This is a genomic window from Enterobacter sp. Res13-Sevr-PEC09-46 (assembly GCF_015672585.1).
GTDB lineage: Bacteria > Pseudomonadota > Gammaproteobacteria > Enterobacterales > Enterobacteriaceae > Enterobacter > Enterobacter hormaechei_C.
Genome location: NZ_JADABR010000014.1, coordinates 19318 through 37101 on the forward strand (window position 1 = coordinate 19318; position 17784 = coordinate 37101).

General features: G+C 55.2%; 19 protein-coding genes and 1 pseudogene. 10 read left to right on the plus strand and 10 right to left on the minus strand.

All coding sequences use genetic code 11. The features are described 5' to 3' along the window. Positions 1-271: 271 nt before the first annotated feature. Positions 272-373 (plus strand): annotated as a pseudogene (locus IMQ56_RS23140) (hypothetical protein); the annotation flags it as partial. Next, the gene (locus tag IMQ56_RS07685; protein ID WP_003859644.1) at positions 370-594 is read left to right on the plus strand and encodes a DUF2594 family protein; all 225 of its coding nucleotides are present in this window, start codon (positions 370-372) and stop codon (positions 592-594) included. The pseudogene IMQ56_RS23140 and the gene IMQ56_RS07685, both read left to right, overlap by 4 nt. Positions 595-658: 64 nt before the next feature. On the opposite strand, the gene sdiA is transcribed toward IMQ56_RS07685, so the two are convergent. The 8 genes from sdiA to IMQ56_RS07725 form a co-directional block, all read right to left on the minus strand. After that, a complete protein-coding gene (sdiA, locus tag IMQ56_RS07690) occupies positions 659-1381 on the minus strand; it encodes a transcriptional regulator SdiA (protein ID WP_045333304.1) in 723 nt (240 codons plus the stop codon). Positions 1382-1604: 223 nt separating this feature from the next. Beyond that, complete coding sequence (tcyN, locus tag IMQ56_RS07695) at positions 1605-2357, minus strand: L-cystine ABC transporter ATP-binding protein TcyN (protein ID WP_003859634.1); 753 nt, start codon at positions 2355-2357, stop codon at positions 1605-1607. After that, the gene (tcyL, locus tag IMQ56_RS07700) at positions 2354-3022 is read right to left on the minus strand and encodes a cystine ABC transporter permease (RefSeq protein WP_003859632.1); all 669 of its coding nucleotides are present in this window, start codon (positions 3020-3022) and stop codon (positions 2354-2356) included. Before tcyL ends, tcyN begins: the two co-directional genes overlap by 4 nt. 21 nt (positions 3023-3043) lie before the next feature. Continuing rightward, positions 3044-4030 (minus strand): D-cysteine desulfhydrase, encoded by a 987-nt coding sequence (gene dcyD, locus IMQ56_RS07705; protein WP_017384480.1) that lies wholly within the window; start codon positions 4028-4030, stop codon positions 3044-3046. A gap of 103 nt (positions 4031-4133) precedes the next feature. Further along, entirely contained in the window at positions 4134-4934 is an 801-nt protein-coding gene (gene tcyJ, locus IMQ56_RS07710; protein ID WP_003859627.1) for a cystine ABC transporter substrate-binding protein, read from the minus strand. 86 nt (positions 4935-5020) lie between these two features. Next, positions 5021-5572, minus strand: a complete 552-nt coding sequence (fliZ, locus tag IMQ56_RS07715) for a flagella biosynthesis regulatory protein FliZ (RefSeq protein WP_015570235.1) — start codon at positions 5570-5572, stop codon at positions 5021-5023. Positions 5573-5626: 54 nt separating this feature from the next. Further along, positions 5627-6346 carry an RNA polymerase sigma factor FliA gene (locus IMQ56_RS07720; RefSeq protein ID WP_003859623.1) on the minus strand — a complete coding sequence of 240 codons (720 nt, stop codon included), beginning with the start codon at positions 6344-6346 and terminating at the stop codon, positions 5627-5629. Between the two features lie 163 nt (positions 6347-6509). Further along, entirely contained in the window at positions 6510-7820 is a 1311-nt protein-coding gene (locus IMQ56_RS07725) for a FliC/FljB family flagellin (RefSeq protein ID WP_045328696.1), read from the minus strand. A gap of 269 nt (positions 7821-8089) precedes the next feature. Between IMQ56_RS07725 and fliD the strand changes: the two genes are divergently transcribed. The 4 genes from fliD (at position 8090) to amyA (ending at position 11900) form a co-directional block, all read left to right on the plus strand. Further along, entirely contained in the window at positions 8090-9502 is a 1413-nt protein-coding gene (gene fliD / locus IMQ56_RS07730) for a flagellar filament capping protein FliD (RefSeq protein WP_017693218.1), read from the plus strand. 30 nt (positions 9503-9532) lie between these two features. After that, on the plus strand, positions 9533-9943 hold the full coding sequence (fliS, locus tag IMQ56_RS07735; RefSeq protein WP_003859616.1) for a flagellar export chaperone FliS: 411 nt from the start codon (positions 9533-9535) through the stop codon (positions 9941-9943). Then, positions 9943-10314, plus strand: coding sequence for a flagella biosynthesis regulatory protein FliT (fliT, locus tag IMQ56_RS07740; protein WP_006811148.1), 372 nt, complete (start codon positions 9943-9945; stop codon positions 10312-10314). Before fliS ends, fliT begins: the two co-directional genes overlap by 1 nt. A gap of 98 nt (positions 10315-10412) precedes the next feature. Then, positions 10413-11900 (plus strand): alpha-amylase, encoded by a 1488-nt coding sequence (gene amyA, locus IMQ56_RS07745; RefSeq protein WP_003859614.1) that lies wholly within the window; start codon positions 10413-10415, stop codon positions 11898-11900. Positions 11901-12002: 102 nt separating this feature from the next. Here the strand turns inward: amyA and yedD are convergent, their stop codons facing one another. Beyond that, the gene (gene yedD / locus IMQ56_RS07750) at positions 12003-12416 is read right to left on the minus strand and encodes a lipoprotein YedD (RefSeq protein ID WP_003859613.1); all 414 of its coding nucleotides are present in this window, start codon (positions 12414-12416) and stop codon (positions 12003-12005) included. Positions 12417-12491: 75 nt separating this feature from the next. After that, positions 12492-12806 carry a flagellar hook-basal body complex protein FliE gene (gene fliE / locus IMQ56_RS07755; protein WP_003859612.1) on the minus strand — a complete coding sequence of 105 codons (315 nt, stop codon included), beginning with the start codon at positions 12804-12806 and terminating at the stop codon, positions 12492-12494. A 228-nt stretch (positions 12807-13034) separates the two neighbouring features. Here fliE and fliF point away from each other — a divergent pair, with 228 nt between their 5' ends. Genes fliF through fliI form a run of 4 tightly spaced genes read left to right on the plus strand, consistent with a single transcriptional unit; the run spans position 13035 to position 17778 of the window. Then, positions 13035-14717, plus strand: a complete 1683-nt coding sequence (gene fliF / locus IMQ56_RS07760; RefSeq protein WP_017693146.1) for a flagellar basal-body MS-ring/collar protein FliF — start codon at positions 13035-13037, stop codon at positions 14715-14717. Then, positions 14710-15708 carry a flagellar motor switch protein FliG gene (gene fliG, locus IMQ56_RS07765; protein WP_003859608.1) on the plus strand — a complete coding sequence of 333 codons (999 nt, stop codon included), beginning with the start codon at positions 14710-14712 and terminating at the stop codon, positions 15706-15708. The genes fliF and fliG overlap by 8 nt, the downstream gene beginning before the upstream one ends. Further along, complete coding sequence (fliH, locus tag IMQ56_RS07770) at positions 15701-16408, plus strand: flagellar assembly protein FliH (RefSeq protein ID WP_045348800.1); 708 nt, start codon at positions 15701-15703, stop codon at positions 16406-16408. Before fliG ends, fliH begins: the two co-directional genes overlap by 8 nt. After that, positions 16408-17778, plus strand: a complete 1371-nt coding sequence (fliI, locus tag IMQ56_RS07775) for a flagellar protein export ATPase FliI (protein ID WP_017693144.1) — start codon at positions 16408-16410, stop codon at positions 17776-17778. Before fliH ends, fliI begins: the two co-directional genes overlap by 1 nt. Positions 17779-17784 lie beyond the last annotated feature (6 nt).

A 17784-nucleotide genomic window follows, 5' to 3' on the forward strand; every position in this document is an offset into this window, starting at 1 on the left:
TATTCGATTCTGGTCTCGTTTTTGGAAATTAAGCTGTACAGTAAGTGGAAAGAAAACCCTTGCCCGCTGGGCTTTTACCTCTATTTTATAGCATCGACATTCGAAAAGTTACTAAAACAGTTGTTAACTCAAACGAAAAAGAGCGCGCGATTTTTTGTAACAACAATTAACGAATGGCGAACCGGGGATAAACATTTAATTGTCGCTAACATATTGGACAGAGTACCTTCATAATCCGCGCCGCCCAATAATCACTGCGCGATAAGTATAAAAAACAACCACTGCATTTTTTGCCGTAGCTTGTGGTATACTCCGCCGCCTTAACTTTCATCGTCGCGCTCAAGCGCTGTTTTATAATGAGGAAAATAAATGAGCACACCTGAATTTGCCACTGCCGAGAATAACCAGGAACTGGCACAGGAAGTAAACTGCCTGAAGTCGCTGCTGACGCTTATGCTACAAGCGATGGGCCAGGCTGATGCTGGTCGTGTGATCATTAAAATGGAAAAACAGATCGCGCAGATGGAAGACCAGGCGGAATCCGCTGTTTTTGCCAATACGGTTAAGCAAATTAAACAAGCCTACCGCCAGTAACAAAAACGGCTGGATGCAAAGCATTCAGCCGTTTTCTCGTCTGACACGCAGAACGTGATATCAGTCAGATAAGCCCCGTCGCCGCGGCATAACACGCTATCTGGATCTTATTCGGTGCGTTGAATTTCTTCTGCATATTCTTTTGATGGAAATTGACGGTATTTTCCGAGATGGAGAGAATGATGGCGATTTCTGCCGACGTCTTCCCTTCTGCGGTCCACTTCAGAATTTCCCGCTCACGCTTGCTGAATTTCATTTCAGGCGGCATCACCGTCTCATGTTCAAAGCGCAACAGTGTGGTGAGCGCCATCTGGACCAGCATTTGTAAACGCAGCTCAATTTCTTCACTGGATATCGAGTGTGCCTGTAAGCTGGTACATGACACGGAGAGGAAACCGAGCGCATGATTTGGCATCATCAGACACTGCGTTATTCCCTTGCGTAAACCGTGGTCCCGCGCGCCGTCCCATAATTGCTGGGCATCCGTGAATAATTCATCCGTCCAGGGCAAATGTCCCTGAATGAAATTCTCCGGCTTCAGCACCGGGTCAATGGCGAAATAATTCTCGGACTGATATTGCGCCATCCATTGTTGCGGATAACTGGAATGGACGGAGGTTCGCGGGCGGGTAAATGGCACAGGGTGTCGAACACAAAGCGCATAATAATCGAATTCAAGCGCCTGCGTTTGTCGCTGAAGTTCCTGATATACCTCTTCGGCACAGGTCATTTCCTGAAACCGGAGGAAGCATTCCCGTCGCCAGGTGAAAAAGTCTATATCCCTCATACTTACTGAATGAAGCCTCTGATAAAGATAATCATTATTATGGTGAATATAACCTAACACATAAAGCATGATTATTTATATAAAATATCGGCCACAGGCAGATTATCTTTAATTTGGCGATGGCTTATCCACATCAGTCGGAATAAAAAAGCAACAGAACGGAGTTTAAGGGAGGATAATTTGCTCCAGAAGCGGCATCTGGAGCAAATTGAACGCTAAAATGCTACTGCATTAAGAATTTTTCAAGGAACTGACGGGTTCGGGGCTGCTGCGGATTGGCAAACAGCGCTTTAGCCGGCCCCTGCTCAACTATTCTCCCCTGATCCATGAAAATAGCCCGATCGGCAACGTCGCGAGCGAAGCTCATTTCATGCGTCACAATCACCATCGTGCGTTTCTCCTGCGCCAGCTGTCGGATCGTGTTCAGTACTTCCCCGACCAGCTCAGGATCGAGCGCGGACGTGGGTTCGTCAAACAGGATCACATCCGGGCGCATCGCCAGCGCGCGCGCAATGGCGACACGCTGCTGCTGCCCGCCAGATAAGCGACGCGGATAGCTCGTCTCCTTCCCTGCCAGCCCAACCTTCGCCAGCAGCTCGCGGGCGCGGACCGTCGCGTCTTCCTTAGGTTCCCCCTTGACGATGACCGGCCCTTCAATAATGTTTTCCAGCACCGTGCGGTGCGGAAAGAGATTAAAGCTCTGGAACACGAAGCCGACATGCTGGCGCAGGCGGCGAATCAGCCCTTTTTGCTGGCTGATGGGTTTCCCGGTATCAATGGTGATATCACCCACGCGGATCGTCCCGCCTTCGGGCTGCTCCAGTAAATTGATGCTGCGCAGCAGCGTGGTTTTGCCTGACCCGCTCGGGCCGATAATTGCTACCACTTCGCCCTGCTCAACCTCAAGATCAATGCCATGCAGCACCGTTTGTCCATGGAATTTTTTCACCAGGTTTTTGACGTCAATTGCACTCATTTTGGATCACGCTCCTGGCGGTTAAGCTGGTTTTCAAAATAGTTTTGCAGAGCGGACAGTACCGTCGCCATCACCCAGTAAATCAGCGAGGCCGCCAGATACATGGTAAACACTTCCAGCGTGCGCGAGGTGATCAGCTGCGCCTGACGGAACAGCTCCGGCACCTGAATGGTCGCCGCAAGCGAGGTGTCTTTCACCAGGCTGATAAAGCTGTTGCTCAGCGGCGGCAGCGCCACGCGCGCCGCCTGGGGCAGGATCGCCCGGCGCAGCGTCTGCCACGGGGTCATCCCGATACTGGCCGCCGCTTCCCACTGTCCTTTATCGATGGAGGAGATCGCCGCACGCAGCGTTTCAGAGGTGTACGCCGCGGTATTCAGCGACAGGCCAATCATCGCCGCCGGGATCGGATCCAGCTCAATACCAAACTGTGGCAGCCCGTAGTAAATCATAAACAGCTGGGCGATAAGCGGCGTTCCGCGGAACACGGAGATGTAAAACCGCGCCAGCCACCGCACCGGCCAGATGTTCGACATGCGCATCAGTGCCAGCACAAACCCGAGCACCAGCCCGAAGAACATCCCGCCGATACTGAGCTGTAAAGTAAACACCGCGCCCTTAAGCAAGAACGGCAGCGAATCAATAACCAGTTGAATACTTTCTTGCATTATTATTTTTCTACCTGATTTTTAGACATGAGGATGATAGGCAAACAGCGCAGGCGCCCCGCCAGTATGAACAAACAAAATGGGTCCTTCATCCTTAAAGCGCTTGCGGGCGATGCCGTCGATCAGGCCCGCCATTGCCTTGCCGGTATAGACCGGGTCAAGCAGAATACCTTCGAGACGGGCCAGCAGCTTAACCGCCTCCATCCCTTCATCATTGGGGGTGCCATAGCCCGGCGCGAAATAGTCATCCCACAGCAGTATTTCCGCCTTCGCCTGAAGCGCAAGCTGTTCAGCCACCGCCTGTTGCAGGGTGACGACTTTCGGCTTCTGTTCCGCAACGCTTCTGGAAACCGTCACGCCAATCAGCTCGACCTCCGGCATCAGTTGCTCAAGCCCGACCGCTAAACCAGCATGGGTCCCCGCACTGCCGGACGCCACCACCACCGAGGATAAACTCACCGCGCCTTCGCACTGCTGAGCGATTTCCAGCGCGCTCTCAACATAGCCGAGGGCACCCAGCGCATTCGAGCCGCCAACCGGGATCACGTACGGACGAAAACCCTGCGCTTCCAGACGCGTCGCCAGCTCGTCGAGCTGTGCAGCCGGGTCGGTCAACGCGTCGACCATTTCAACCTGCACGTTGAACAGATCCAGCAGCAAACGGTTACCGTTAGTCAGGTAATTCTCTGCCTGCGTCCCGATCGGGTTCTCCAGCAGGGCTACGCAGTGGAGTCCCAGCTTCGCCGCCACTGCCGCCGTCTGGCGAACGTGGTTAGACTGAATTGCCCCGGCGGTGATCAGCGTGTCCGCCCCCTCACGCAGAGCATCGGCGGCGAGAAACTCCAGCTTGCGCAGCTTATTTCCGCCCATCGCCATGGGCGTCACATCGTCACGCTTAATGAATATATCGCGCCCCAGGTAGTCAGAAAATCGCGGCAGATACTCCAGCGGCGTGGGTGCGCCGATAAATTCCAGACGGGGAAAGCGCGTTAAATTCTGTAGTGACATGGTTCCTCCGGTCACGCAAACAATTGTTATTTCATTATGCACGCAGACGCGCGAGAAATAAAAAAGGCGCTTTTAAAAGCGCCTTTTTTTGTCAGTCAGAGACTTATTTCGTCACGTCTGCACCAAACCACTTCTCAGAAAGCGCCTTCAGGCTGCCGTCTTTCTGCATCTCAGCAATGGCGCCATCGATGGCTTTCAGCAGATCCTCGTTACCTTTACGCACCGCCACGCCGGACTCCTGACGGGAGAACGCATCACCCGCGACAGCCAGGGTATTGTTGGTTTTCTTCACCAGATCCAGCGCTGCCAGGCGGTCAACCAGAATGGCGTCAATACGGCCTACGCGTAGATCCTGGTATTTCGTCGGGTCATCATCGTAGGTACGGATGTCCACGCCCTGCACGTTCTGCCGCAGCCACTCTTCGTAGTTGGTGCCCAGACCGACGCCGACTTTCTTACCTTTCAGGTCCGCTGCGGACTTGATGCTGCCTTCGTTACCTTTCTTCACCAGCGCCTGAATACCGGACACGGTGTACGGCGTGGAGAAGTCATACTTCTTCTTACGCTCGTCAGAAATGGTTACCTGGTTAATCACCACGTCAATACGTTTGGAATCCAGTGACGCCAGCATCCCGTCCCATTTGGTGGGTTTCAGGGAGGCTTTAACGCCGAGGTGTTTTGCCAGCTCCTGCGCAAACTCCACTTCAAAACCGGTCAGTTTACCGTCGTCGCCCTGGAAGCTGAACGGAGGATAGGTTCCTTCCAGCCCAACCAGCAGCGTGCCGCGCTCTTTAACTTTGTTGAGCAGATTCTCTGCCGCGAACGTTTTCACGCTCATCCCCGCGACCAGCGCAACGGCCATCATCCCCATCAGCGCCTGACGACCCAGAAGTGCTAATTTCATAAGTACCCCGATACAGTGGAATTTTTGAGTAGTGTAGAGAAATCGCCTGCAACGTCAAAGGCGGCTGCGCTACATCTTATTCTTTTTTAATATATATCAGAAGTTGTTCCGGCGCGGACTTTCTGCTTTATGACGCCCGGCATCTGGACTTTATATTGCGCGTACTTTCGCAGCGCGATGCGGTAATTATTGGTACTGGTGGCGGGCAACCAGGGTTCCAGATTTTCATCCAGGTATCCGGTCGTCAGCAGATCGCGGGAGATATTTTGCATGGTCAAATGCTGACCCAGGCGGCGCAGGCGAACCACGTATTCACGCACGGTGCCGTGACTCATCTCCGTTTGTTCAAACAGGAATTGCTTGAAGCCGATAATATCGAAGAAGTCGCTTTGCTCTTTGCAATGGAGATCGCCACAGAAACGGCAAAGCGCTACCCACTCTTTTTGCTCTTCAAGCCAGGCGGCTTCATCCATCAGCGTGTCGAGGCGGGAAATCGCAATCTTATTCACGATTTCACCGCGACGAACCAGCGTGATGCGGTCGAGTAATTTTTTACAGTGGGCGCAATGCGTCTGGCTGTGTTTAAAGTCTTTCAGGTAGCGGCTTAAAGGCCGTCTTTTAGATTGCTGCACCGTCATGATAACTCCTGGTTGTCAATACGTTGTGCGGCATTTCCAAGGCGAATGACTCACCTATAACTTACCCAGTTTTGTGCGCAGGCGTTTAATGGCCTGGCTGTGCAGCTGGCTCACCCGAGACTCGCCCACCTCCAGCACGGCGCCAATCTCTTTGAGATTGAGCTCTTCCTGGTAATAGAGGGTTAACACCAGTTGCTCACGTTCCGGTAAAGCTTCGATCGCTTCCATCACGCGCTGGCGTAAATTCCCTTCCAGTAAATGGTGTAACGGGTTTTCTTGCTGATGTTCATCCGTCACCAGCTCGATGCTATCGCCATGCTCTTCGCGCCACTCATCATAAGAGAAGAGTTGGCTGTTATTGGTATCGAGCAACATCTGGCGATACTCTTCAACAGGAATGCCCAGACGCTCCGCTACTTCGGTTTCCGTCGCGTTGCGCCCCAGCTCCTGTTCCAGCTGCCCCATCGCATGCGCCACTTCGCGCGCGTTGCGGCGAACGCTGCGCGGCACCCAGTCGCGGCTGCGCAGCTCGTCCAGCATCGCACCACGAATACGCTGCACTGCGTAAGTCGTAAATGCCGTTCCTTGCAGAGCGTCGTACCGGTCAACTGCATTCAATAACCCGATACCGCCCGCCTGTAGCAGATCGTCCAGTTCCACGCTCGCCGGCAAACGCACCTGGAGGCGCAATGCTTCGTGACGCACCAGCGGAACATAACGCTGCCACAGCGAGTGTTTATCCATTACACCTTCAGCGGTATAGAGTGAATTCACGATAAACAGCCCTGCGTTAGTTGAGTTATCGGCATGATTATCCGATTCTGGAGGGGTTTTAATCGGGTGAATAGTGGGTGAAATGAGGGGTTATTTGGGGGGTTACGCGTAAATGCGGACAGAAAAAACCCCGCCGAAGCGGGGTTTAAGCGTAATCAGGCGATTAGCCTTGCAGCAGAGACAGAACCTGCTGAGGAACCTGGTTAGCTTTGGACAGCACGGAGTTACCGGCCTGCTGAACGATCTGCGCTTTAGACATGTTGGACACTTCGGTCGCATAGTCGGCGTCCTGAATACGGGACTGCGCTTCAGACAGGTTGGTGGTGGTGTTGTTCAGGTTGGTTACGGCAGAGCTCAGACGGTTCTGAACCGCACCCAGTGAAGAACGGAATTTGTCTACGGACGCGATTGCTTTGTCCAGCAGAGCCAGTGGATCCGCAGTAGATGCGCCAGCGAATTGTGCAGTTGGGGTATCAGTAGAAAGTTCAACTACAACTTTATTAGCATCAGAGGTAACGGAGTTATCGTCATCAAGAGCTGTCGCAACGGTAGTAGCGTAATTTTTACCTTGGAACGTTACATAACCAGCAGCATTGCCATCTTTGTCTGCCGCTACCTTAATAAGCTGTTTCGCCTGAGTAGCAGCAGTCGTGAGACCATTATCAGTATCTTTATATTCAACATCAGCTTTGTTTAAGGTAACTGCACCAGTTCCATGATTAATTGAAGCTGAATAGAAATCACTTCCTGACTTAACGACGAATTGATCAGTTGCCACACCGTTTGAATCTAAGGTGTTATGTAATGTCAGGCTGGATGCATCAATGGTCTTGCCTGTAGCAGAAGAAAGATCTCCTGCGACAGCGCTAAGGTCTACGGCTACAGGTTTAACACCCGCTGCGCCGGTAATTTGAGTGATGGTATCACTAACTTTAAGCGACTGACCTGAAACGGAGAATCCATTCAGCCCCAGAGTAGAAGAGTCAATCTTCTGAAGGTCAATGTTGATAGTCTGGCCGTCGTTCGCACCAACCTGAATCGCCATAGAACCGTTTTTAGCCAGTACGTTCACGCCGTTGAACTGAGTCTGACCAGATACACGGTCGATTTCAGACAGACGGGATTTGATTTCGTCCTGGATTGAAGACAGGTCAGAATCAGAGTTAGTACCGGTCGTTGCCTGAACGGTCAGTTCACGAACACGCTGAAGGTTGTTGTTGATTTCAGACAGCGCGCCTTCAGTGGTCTGCGCCAGAGAGATACCGTCGTTAGCGTTACGTGCAGCCTGAGTCAGGCCTTTGATGTTAGAGGTGAAGCGGTTAGCGATAGCCTGGCCCGCAGCGTCATCTTTCGCGCTGTTGATACGCAGACCAGAAGACAGACGCTCGATAGAAGAAGACAGAGCGGACTGGTTCTTGTTGATGTTGTTCTGAGTGATCAGCGAGAGGCTGTTGGTATTAATGACTTGTGCCATGATTTCGATTCCTGTTGTTCATCAAATCTGTTTGGTTAGATTTGGGTTTCCACCCTTCGGCTTCATCGCCGTCAAAGGTGTTATCGTCTGGTCCAAACCAACCTTTAGATATTTTTTCAGGATCGCGTTAATTTTTTTAGCCACGGAAAAGCTCTTCTCTATTACCGTTATTCCCGCCATTAAAAAAAAGAAATTAACCGTAAACTTTCCCCCATTAAGGCCGATAACCCCACTATTCGTTCTACGTGTCGATAGATTAAGGAATAAATATGGCAAGTATTTCATCATTGGGGATTGGTTCGGGTCTTAAGTTAGCAGACATTCTGGATAGTCTGACCACGGCCGAAAAAGCACAGCTGACGCCAATTTCCAAACAACAGACATCGTATACCGCCAAGCTGAGCGCTTACGGCACGTTGAAAAGTTCACTGGAAGCGTTTCAGACCGCCAACACCGCGCTGAATAAAGCCGACCTGTTTACAGCGACCAGCACGTCGAGCAGTACCACGGCATTCAGCGCCACCACTACCGGCAGCGCGATTGCCGGTAAATACACCATCAGCGTGTCGCAGCTGGCGCAGGCGCAAACCCTGACGACCAAAAACGCGCAGCCGGATACCAAAACGGCCATTGCCACGGCTGACAGCAAGATCACCTTTACCGCCGGTAACGGTAAAGATCCGGTGACCGTCGATATCAGCGCGGCAAACTCCTCGCTGACCGGCATTCGCGATGCGATTAACAAAGCTGACGCCGGCGTGACCGCCAGTATTATTAACGTCGGTAATGGTCAGTATCGTCTGTCCATCACCTCCACCGAAACCGGGGCGGACAACGCGGTCAGCATCAGCGTGAGCGGCGACAGCGCCCTGCAATCCTTTATGGGTTACAACGGCACCAGCACCGACGCCAGCAACGGCATGACAGAAAGCGTCACCGCGCAGAACGCCAAGCTGAAGGTGAATAACGTCGATATCGAAAATAGCAGCAACACCATCAGCGATGCGCTGGAAGATATCACCTTGAACCTGAACGATGTCACCACCGGTAACCAGACGCTGACGATCGCTAAAGATACATCGAAAGCGGAAACGGCGATGAAAGCCTGGGTGGATGCCTACAACACCCTTCAGGACAGCTTTGCATCATTAACCAAATATACGGCGGTTGATGCGGGTACAGATGCGCAGGATTCCAGCAACGGTGCCCTGCTCGGAGACAGTACGCTGCGTACTATCCAGACGCAGCTGAAAACCATGCTGGGCAACTCCGTCGGCGGAACCGCCTATAAAACGCTGTCTCAGGTCGGCATTACCTCCGATCCAAGCACGGGCAAGCTGGAGCTGGACAGCGACAAGCTGAAAAAAGCGCTGACGGATAACCCGTCTGCCGTGAAAGATTTGGTTGTGGGTGACGGTAAAACCACCGGGATCACTACCACCATGGCCACCCATCTGACTGACTGGCTTTCCAGTAAAGGCATTATCCAGGCGGCCAAAGATGGCGTCAGCAAAACGCTGAACAAGTTAACGGATCAATATAACGCCGTGAGCGAACGTATTGACGCGAGAGTGGCGCAGTACAAAGCCCAGTTTACCCAGCTGGACGTACTGATGACCTCGCTGAACAACACCAGCAGCTACCTGACGCAGCAGTTCGAAAATACGTCCAGCAACAAGTAGTAAACGCTAATCAGACCCGAGGGGGATAACATGTACGGCGCAAAAGGCACGCAAGCCTACGCAAAGATAGAAGTTGAAAGCGCGGTGATGAGCGCCAGCCAGCAGCAGCTGGTTATCATGCTATTTGATGGAGCCCTCAGCGCGCTGGTACGCGCGCGTCTGTTCCTGGCAGACGGTAATATCCCGGCAAAAGGGCTGGCGCTCTCAAAAGCCATCAACATTATCGAAAACGGGCTGAAGGTTGGCCTGGTGGAAAATAACGGTGATGAGCTTACGCAAAACCTGATTGCCCTTTATGCCTATATGGTACGTCGCCTCCTGCACGCCAACGTGAATAACGACGCCAGCGCCATCGAAGAGGTGGAAAACTTGCTGCGCAATATCGCTGACGGGTGGAAGGAGGTTGCCGGTACGCCACAACTGATGCAGGACGCCGTCTAATGAGTAACGCACCGCAACTTTATGCCCTTTATCAGCAACTCCTTGAGCAGAGCCAGTTGATGTTGCGACTGGCCCGGCAGGGACTATGGGATGATCTGATCATCTGTGAAACCGACTATGTTAATGCGGTGCACTCACTGGCTCGTCTCACTCAGGAAAGTGAACCTTCGATGCAGATTCAGGAGCAGCTTCGCCCGACGCTGCGGGTGATCCTGGACAACGAAGGCCAGGTAAAAACGTTGCTGCAAGCCAGAATGGATGAACTGGCGAAGCTGGTTGGGCAATCCTCCATCCAGAAAACCGTTCTCTCCACCTACGGTAACCAGGGCGGTCATGTCCTGGTTCCGCAAAGTAATAGCGATATTAATTAGCCATTTAACTGGCGGGCAAACGTTAACCGTTTCGTTCGCCAGGCATTTCTGCCAAACCTGCTCCATACTTGAGTTTCGCGACCTCATGGAGATGGTGCATGCGCAACCCAACACTTTTACAATGTTTTCACTGGTACTACCCCACCGGCGGTGAACTGTGGCGAGAAGTCACGGCATTAGCCCCCAACCTGAACGAAATCGGCATCAATATGGTCTGGTTACCGCCGGCATACAAAGGGGCATCCGGCGGCTATTCCGTCGGGTATGACTCTTATGACCTTTTCGACCTCGGTGAGTTTGACCAGAAAGGCAGCGTCGCCACCAAATACGGCGATAAAGCCCAGCTGCTGGAGGCCATCAACGCCTTAAAAAGCAACCAGATTGCGGTGCTTCTGGACGTGGTGGTCAACCATAAAATGGGGGCCGATGAAAAGGAACCCGTCCGCGTGCAGCGTGTGGATGCTCAGGATCGCACCCAAATCAGCGATGAGATCATCGAATGCGAAGCCTGGACGCGTTACACCTTCCCCGTTCGGGCCGGGCAGTATTCGCAATTCATCTGGGATTACAAATGCTTCAGCGGTATCGACCACATTGAAAACCCCAATGAGGACGGTATCTTCAAAATCGTGAACGACTACACCGGCGAAGGCTGGAACGATCAGGTCGACGACGAGATGGGCAATTTCGATTACCTGATGGGTGAAAATATTGATTTTCGCAACCATGCGGTGACGGAGGAGATCAAATACTGGGCGCGCTGGGTGATGGAGCAAACCCACTGCGACGGCTTCCGCCTGGACGCGGTAAAACACATCCCGGCCTGGTTCTATAAAGAGTGGATTGAGCACGTCCAGGAGGTGGCCCCGCAGCCGCTGTTTATTGTGGCGGAATACTGGTCTCACGAAGTGGATAAATTGCAGCACTACATCAATCAGGTGGACGGCAAAACCATGCTGTTTGATGCGCCGCTGCAAATGAAATTTCACGAAGCGTCACGCCAGGGACGCGACTACGATATGAGCCAGATTTTCACCGGTACGCTAGTGGAAGCCGATCCGTTCCATGCCGTGACCCTGGTAGCCAACCACGATACCCAACCCTTGCAGGCGCTGGAAGCCCCGGTTGAAGCCTGGTTCAAACCGCTGGCCTACGCGCTCATCCTGCTGCGTGAAAACGGCGTGCCGAGCGTGTTCTATCCGGATCTTTTTGGCGCCAGCTATGACGACACCGGCGGGGATGGCGAGACGTATCACATCGATATGCCGGTGATTGAACAGCTCCACGAGCTGATCCTCGCCCGGCAGCGTTTTGCCCACGGCGTGCAGACGCTGTTTTTCGATCATCCAAACTGCATTGCGTTCAGCCGCAGCGGGACTGAGGAGCACCCGGGCTGTGTGGTGGTGCTGTCGAATGGTGATGACGGCGAGAAGACCATCTGCCTCGGGGAAAATTACGGCAATAAGACCTGGCGTGATTTTTTAGGCAACCGCGAGGAAACCGTGACCACGGCGGCGGATGGCGAAGGGACGTTCTTCTGTAACGGGGGAAGCGTCAGCGTCTGGGTGATTGAGGACGCGCTGTAGTGCTGGGAAAGTGCGGCCTGATGCCCTCACCCCGACCCTCTCCCACCGGGAGAGGGAGCAAACCCTAAAAACGGCAATATGATTGCCGTTTTGCTTTTACCGCTACGGAAGCTTACTCTCCAGCGGATTCTTACTCAGGTAATCTGCGCATTCCACCGTTGGACGGTCAACCTTGTACAGTTCCATACCGTCATACTCCAGCGCCGCCCCATCACGCTCCAGCGGATAGACATCCAGCTTACGGGTCACGTTGTAATAATCATCTGAACGCAGCATGATCTTACCCGGCACCGCGATAACGCGCTGCCACTGACGGCAATCCAGCGTATCCCCCTCTGGCGTCACCACCAGCGTGGCGATCGCTTCCGGGCTCACCATCGCGCTCTGCGGCCCTTTCGACTGCCAGTAACCTGCCAGTTGCGAAGGTACCGGGTGCTTAATCACTTCCTGATAGTTATCTACCTGAACACATCCCGCTAACGTCAGCATCGCAGCCACAATTGCTACTTTTTTCATCATCTTTCCTGCATGCGAAGAAAAAAATATTGTGGCATTAAAGCCATCAGGCTGCCAGCGTAAGATAGGTATTGATTAAACCTGCATGCCCATCACTTCCTGGTATGCCGACACCAGCTTGTTACGCACCTGCAACCCCATCTGCAATGACACCGACGCTTTTTGCAGATCGGCCATCACATCGTTGAGCGCCACGCCGGGTTCGCCAAGGGTAAATCTCTCAGCCTGGGTACGGGCCGCGTTTTGCTTGTCGCTGATCCGGTCCAGCGCCGCATGCAGTTGACCGGCGAAGCTAACGCCCGGCGGCTGGTCAGCCACGCTCTGATTACGGGCGGTCATCGCCGTTGCCTGTAACTGACTGAGTACCCCTTCAATGCCCTGTATAGCCATGACTCTCCCCTGGATGGTTTTTTACGAGGTCAAGACTAACAGCTTGTCAATAAGATAATGGCGGTAAATAGCGTTAAAAAACCAGGTTATTTGACGCATAGAAAATCCCGAATCATCAAATAATGGCAGGGCCATCAGTATGGAACTTTTGTCGTGTTTGCCGACCCGGGAGTCAGTTTTGTTTCTCTACACGAATAACGTAAACCACCAGGATTTAAGAGGTGCGCAATGAGTGCGACAGCAGCATCGACAGCGCCACAGAATAAATCACTCGAGTGGATGAACCGCCTTCGCGCCAACCCTAAGATCCCGTTGATTGTGGCAGGCGCTGCCGCCATTGCGATCGTTGTCGCGATGGTCTTATGGGCAAAAAGCCCGGATTACCGCACGCTCTACAGCAACCTTTCCGACCAGGATGGCGGTGCCATCGTCACCCAGTTAACCCAGATGAACATCCCGTATCGCTTTGCCGATAACGGTGGTGCGCTTGAAGTACCGGCAGATAAAGTGCACGAGCTTCGCCTGCGTCTCGCCCAGCAGGGGCTGCCAAAAGGCGGCGCGGTTGGGTTTGAGCTGCTGGATCAGGAAAAATTCGGCATCAGTCAGTTCAGCGAGCAGGTTAACTACCAACGCGCGCTGGAAGGTGAGCTGGCCCGTACGATTGAAACCTTAGGCCCGGTGAAAAGTGCCCGTGTGCACCTGGCGATGCCTAAGCCGTCCCTGTTTGTCCGCGAACAAAAGTCCCCTTCGGCCTCTGTGACCGTTAACCTCGAACCTGGCCGTGCGCTGGATGAAGGGCAGATCAGCGCCGTCACGCACCTGGTCTCCAGTGCGGTGGCCGGCCTGCCGCCGGGTAACGTTACGCTGGTGGATCAGAGTGGTCATCTGCTGACGCAGTCCAACACCGCAGGGCGCGATCTCAATGACGCCCAGCTGAAATACGCCGCGGATGTGGAAAGCCGTCTCCAGCGTCGCATCGAAGCGATTCTGGGCCCGGTGGTCGGCAGCAGCAACGTACACGCGCAGGTCACGGCGCAGATTGATTTCTCGAATAAAGAACAGACCGAAGAGCAGTACGCTCCGAACGGGGATGCCTCCCGCGCCGTGTTACGCTCGCGTCAGATCAATGAGACGGAACAGGTCGGCGGCCAGTATCCTGGCGGTGTGCCGGGCGCGCTCTCTAACCAGCCTGCGCCTGCCAACGCCGCGCCAATCTCCACCCCGCCGGCAAACCCGCAGAACGGTCAGCAAACGAATCAGCAGACGACCTCGACCGCGAACAGTACCGGCCCGCGTAACAGCAGCCGTAACGAAACGACCAACTACGAAGTCGACCGGACTATCCGCCATACCAAACTGAACACGGGCGATATTCAGCGTCTCTCTGTTGCCGTGGTGGTGAATTACAAAACGCTGCCGGACGGTAAACCGCTGCCGCTCACGGCGGAGCAGATGAAGCAGATCGAAGATTTGACCCGCGAAGCGATGGGCTTCTCTGAAAAACGTGGCGATACCCTCAACGTTGTGAACTCACCGTTCAACCCGGTGGATGAGACCGGTGGCGAACTGCCGTTCTGGCAACAGCAGGCGTTCTTCGATCAGCTGATGTCCGCAGGCCGCTGGCTGCTGGTGCTGATTGTCGCGTGGCTGCTGTGGCGTAAGGGCGTTCGTCCTCAGCTACAGCGCCGTGCTGAAGCCGAGAAAGCCGCGCTGGAACAGAAGAACGCGCGTCCGGACGAGGAAGAAGCGGTTGAAGTTCGTCTCAGCAAAGATGAACAGATGCAGCAGCGCCGTGCTAACCAGCGTATGGGCGCAGAGGTGATGAGCCAGCGCATTCGCGAAATGTCAGATAACGATCCGCGCGTCGTCGCGCTGGTCATCCGCGGTTGGATGGGTAACGAACATGAGTAATACGCTTACAGGCACCGATAAGAGCGTCATCCTGCTGATGACCATTGGCGAAGATCGCGCGGCGGAAGTGTTTAAACACCTCTCCCAGCGAGAAGTGCAGATCCTCAGCGCGGCGATGGCCAACGTGCGCCAGATCTCCAACAAGCAGCTTACAGAAGTGCTGGCGGAGTTTGAGCAGGAAGCCGAGCAGTTTGCCGCGCTCAACGTCAACGCCAACGAATACCTGCGCTCCGTGCTGGTTAAGGCGCTGGGCGAAGAGCGCGCCGCCAGCCTGCTGGAAGATATTCTCGAAACGCGCGACACCGCCAGCGGGATCGAAACGCTCAACTTTATGGAGCCGCAAAGCGCCGCCGATCTTATTCGCGACGAGCACCCGCAGATTATCGCCACCATTCTGGTTCACCTCAAACGGGGTCAGGCAGCCGATATTCTGGCGCTGTTCGACGAGCGCCTGCGCCACGACGTGATGCTGCGTATCGCCACCTTCGGCGGCGTCCAGCCAGCCGCGCTGGCGGAGCTGACCGAAGTGCTGAACAACCTGCTCGACGGCCAGAACCTCAAGCGCAGCAAAATGGGCGGCGTGAGAACGGCAGCGGAAATCATCAACCTGATGAAAACGCAGCAGGAAGAGGCGGTTATTACGGCGGTACGCGAGTTCGACGGCGAGCTGGCGCAGAAAATTATCGACGAGATGTTCCTGTTCGAAAACCTGGTCGAAGTGGACGATCGCAGCATCCAGCGCCTGCTTCAGGAGGTGGACTCCGAATCGCTGCTTATCGCCCTCAAAGGCGCCGAGCAGCCGCTGCGCGAGAAATTCCTGCGCAACATGTCCCAGCGTGCGGCCGATATCCTGCGCGACGACCTGGCCAACCGTGGCCCGGTGCGTTTGTCTCAGGTGGAAAACGAACAGAAAGCGATCCTGCTTATTGTTCGTCGTCTGGCAGAAACCGGCGAGATGGTGATTGGCAGCGGAGACGACACCTATGTCTGATGAACTGTCGTGGAAGCGCTGGACGCCTGACGACCTCTCCCCTCCCACCGCAGAGTTCACCCCTGCCGTTGTGTCGTCCGACGAGGGCGACGCCAGGGCGGGTATCCCCGAGCTGAGTGAAGAGGAACAGCGCGCCCAGATGCTGGCCCAGATGCAAATGCAGGCGCACGAGCAGGGCTTCAACGCCGGGATGAACGAAGGCCGTCAGACCGGGCACGCACAGGGTTATCAGGAAGGGCTGGCGAAAGGTTTAGAGCAGGGCATCGAGCAGGCGCGCCAGCAGCAGGCGCCGCTGCATGCCCGCATGCAGCAGTTGGTGAGCGAGTTTCAGCACACGCTGGATGCGCTCGACAGCGTGATTGCCTCGCGCCTGATGCAGATGGCGCTGGAGGCGGCCCGTCAGGTGATCGGCCAGACGCCGGTAGTGGATAACGCCGCGCTGATTAAGCAGATCCAGGCCCTGCTCCAGCAGGAGCCCCTGTTCAGCGGCAAACCGCAGCTGCGCGTTCATCCTGATGATTTGCAGCGCGTGGAAGAGAGCCTCGGCGCGACGCTGAGCCTGCACGGCTGGCGGCTGCGCGGCGATCCGTCGCTCCATCACGGAGGCTGTAAGGTCTCGGCGGATGAGGGCGATCTGGATGCCAGCGTCGCGACCCGCTGGCAGGAACTGTGCCGCCTGGCGGCACCGGGAGTCGTCTGATGACCGCTCGCCTTACGCGCTGGCTTAACACGCTCGATAATTTTGAAACGAAGATGGCGCAGCTGCCATCCGTTCGTCGTTATGGACGCCTGACGCGCGCCACCGGTCTGGTCCTGGAAGCCACGGGGCTGCAACTTCCGCTCGGCGCCACCTGCGTGATTGAGCGTCAGGACGGGGGGGAGACGCGTGAAGTGGAAAGCGAAGTGGTCGGGTTCAACGGTCAGCGCCTGTTTCTGATGCCCCTTGAAGAAGTGGAAGGGATTTTGCCCGGCGCCCGCGTCTACGCGAAAAACATCAGCGGTGACGGCCTGCAAAGCGGCAAACAGCTGCCGCTCGGTCCGGCGCTGCTGGGCCGCGTGCTGGACGGAAGCGGCAAACCGCTTGATGGCCTGCCCTCCCCTGATACCACCGAAACCGGCGCGCTGATCACCCAACCCTTCAACCCGCTGCAACGCACCCCAATCGAGCACGTACTGGATACCGGCGTGCGGCCGATTAACGCCCTGCTCACCGTGGGACGCGGCCAGCGTATGGGGCTGTTTGCCGGCTCCGGCGTGGGTAAATCGGTCCTGCTCGGCATGATGGCGCGTTATACCCAGGCGGACGTTATCGTGGTTGGCCTGATTGGTGAGCGTGGTCGCGAAGTCAAAGATTTCATCGAAAACATTCTGGGTGCGGAGGGCCGCGCCCGCTCGGTGGTGATCGCCGCGCCTGCGGACGTGTCGCCGCTACTGCGTATGCAGGGTGCCGCCTACGCCACGCGTATTGCGGAAGATTTCCGCGACCGGGGCCAGCACGTGCTGCTGATTATGGACTCCCTGACCCGCTACGCGATGGCGCAGCGTGAGATTGCGCTGGCCATCGGCGAGCCGCCCGCGACCAAAGGCTACCCGCCGTCGGTCTTCGCCAAGCTCCCGGCGTTGGTTGAGCGCGCGGGGAACGGCATCAGCGGCGGCGGCTCCATCACCGCGTTCTATACGGTACTGACCGAAGGCGATGACCAGCAGGACCCGATTGCCGACTCCGCGCGAGCGATCCTCGACGGCCATATCGTGCTGTCGCGCCGTCTGGCCGAAGCCGGGCACTACCCGGCCATTGATATTGAAGCGTCGATCAGCCGTGCGATGACGGCCCTGATCACCGAGCAACACTACGCCCGCGTGCGTAACTTCAAACAACTGCTCTCCAGCTTCCAGCGCAACCGCGATCTGGTAAGCGTCGGGGCGTACGCCAAAGGCAGCGACCCGATGCTCGATAAAGCGATTGCCCTGTGGCCGCAGCTGGAGGCATTTCTGCAACAGGGTATTTTTGAACGCGCCGACTGGGAAGATTCCCTCCAGGCACTGGAGCTGATTTTCCCGCAGGTGTAACACAGG

Coding starts and splice junctions, on each gene's coding strand:
- IMQ56_RS07685 (WP_003859644.1), top strand. CDS start 370: ATGAGCACACCTGAATTTGCCACTGCCGAGAATAACCAGGAACTGGCA.
- sdiA (WP_045333304.1), bottom strand. CDS start 1,381: ATGAGGGATATAGACTTTTTCACCTGGCGACGGGAATGCTTCCTCCGG.
- tcyN (WP_003859634.1), bottom strand. CDS start 2,357: ATGAGTGCAATTGACGTCAAAAACCTGGTGAAAAAATTCCATGGACAA.
- tcyL (WP_003859632.1), bottom strand. CDS start 3,022: ATGCAAGAAAGTATTCAACTGGTTATTGATTCGCTGCCGTTCTTGCTT.
- dcyD (WP_017384480.1), bottom strand. CDS start 4,030: ATGTCACTACAGAATTTAACGCGCTTTCCCCGTCTGGAATTTATCGGC.
- tcyJ (WP_003859627.1), bottom strand. CDS start 4,934: ATGAAATTAGCACTTCTGGGTCGTCAGGCGCTGATGGGGATGATGGCC.
- fliZ (WP_015570235.1), bottom strand. CDS start 5,572: ATGACGGTGCAGCAATCTAAAAGACGGCCTTTAAGCCGCTACCTGAAA.
- IMQ56_RS07725 (WP_045328696.1), bottom strand. CDS start 7,820: ATGGCACAAGTCATTAATACCAACAGCCTCTCGCTGATCACTCAGAAC.
- fliD (WP_017693218.1), top strand. CDS start 8,090: ATGGCAAGTATTTCATCATTGGGGATTGGTTCGGGTCTTAAGTTAGCA.
- fliS (WP_003859616.1), top strand. CDS start 9,533: ATGTACGGCGCAAAAGGCACGCAAGCCTACGCAAAGATAGAAGTTGAA.
- fliT (WP_006811148.1), top strand. CDS start 9,943: ATGAGTAACGCACCGCAACTTTATGCCCTTTATCAGCAACTCCTTGAG.
- amyA (WP_003859614.1), top strand. CDS start 10,413: ATGCGCAACCCAACACTTTTACAATGTTTTCACTGGTACTACCCCACC.
- yedD (WP_003859613.1), bottom strand. CDS start 12,416: ATGAAAAAAGTAGCAATTGTGGCTGCGATGCTGACGTTAGCGGGATGT.
- fliE (WP_003859612.1), bottom strand. CDS start 12,806: ATGGCTATACAGGGCATTGAAGGGGTACTCAGTCAGTTACAGGCAACG.
- fliF (WP_017693146.1), top strand. CDS start 13,035: ATGAGTGCGACAGCAGCATCGACAGCGCCACAGAATAAATCACTCGAG.
- fliG (WP_003859608.1), top strand. CDS start 14,710: ATGAGTAATACGCTTACAGGCACCGATAAGAGCGTCATCCTGCTGATG.
- fliH (WP_045348800.1), top strand. CDS start 15,701: ATGTCTGATGAACTGTCGTGGAAGCGCTGGACGCCTGACGACCTCTCC.
- fliI (WP_017693144.1), top strand. CDS start 16,408: ATGACCGCTCGCCTTACGCGCTGGCTTAACACGCTCGATAATTTTGAA.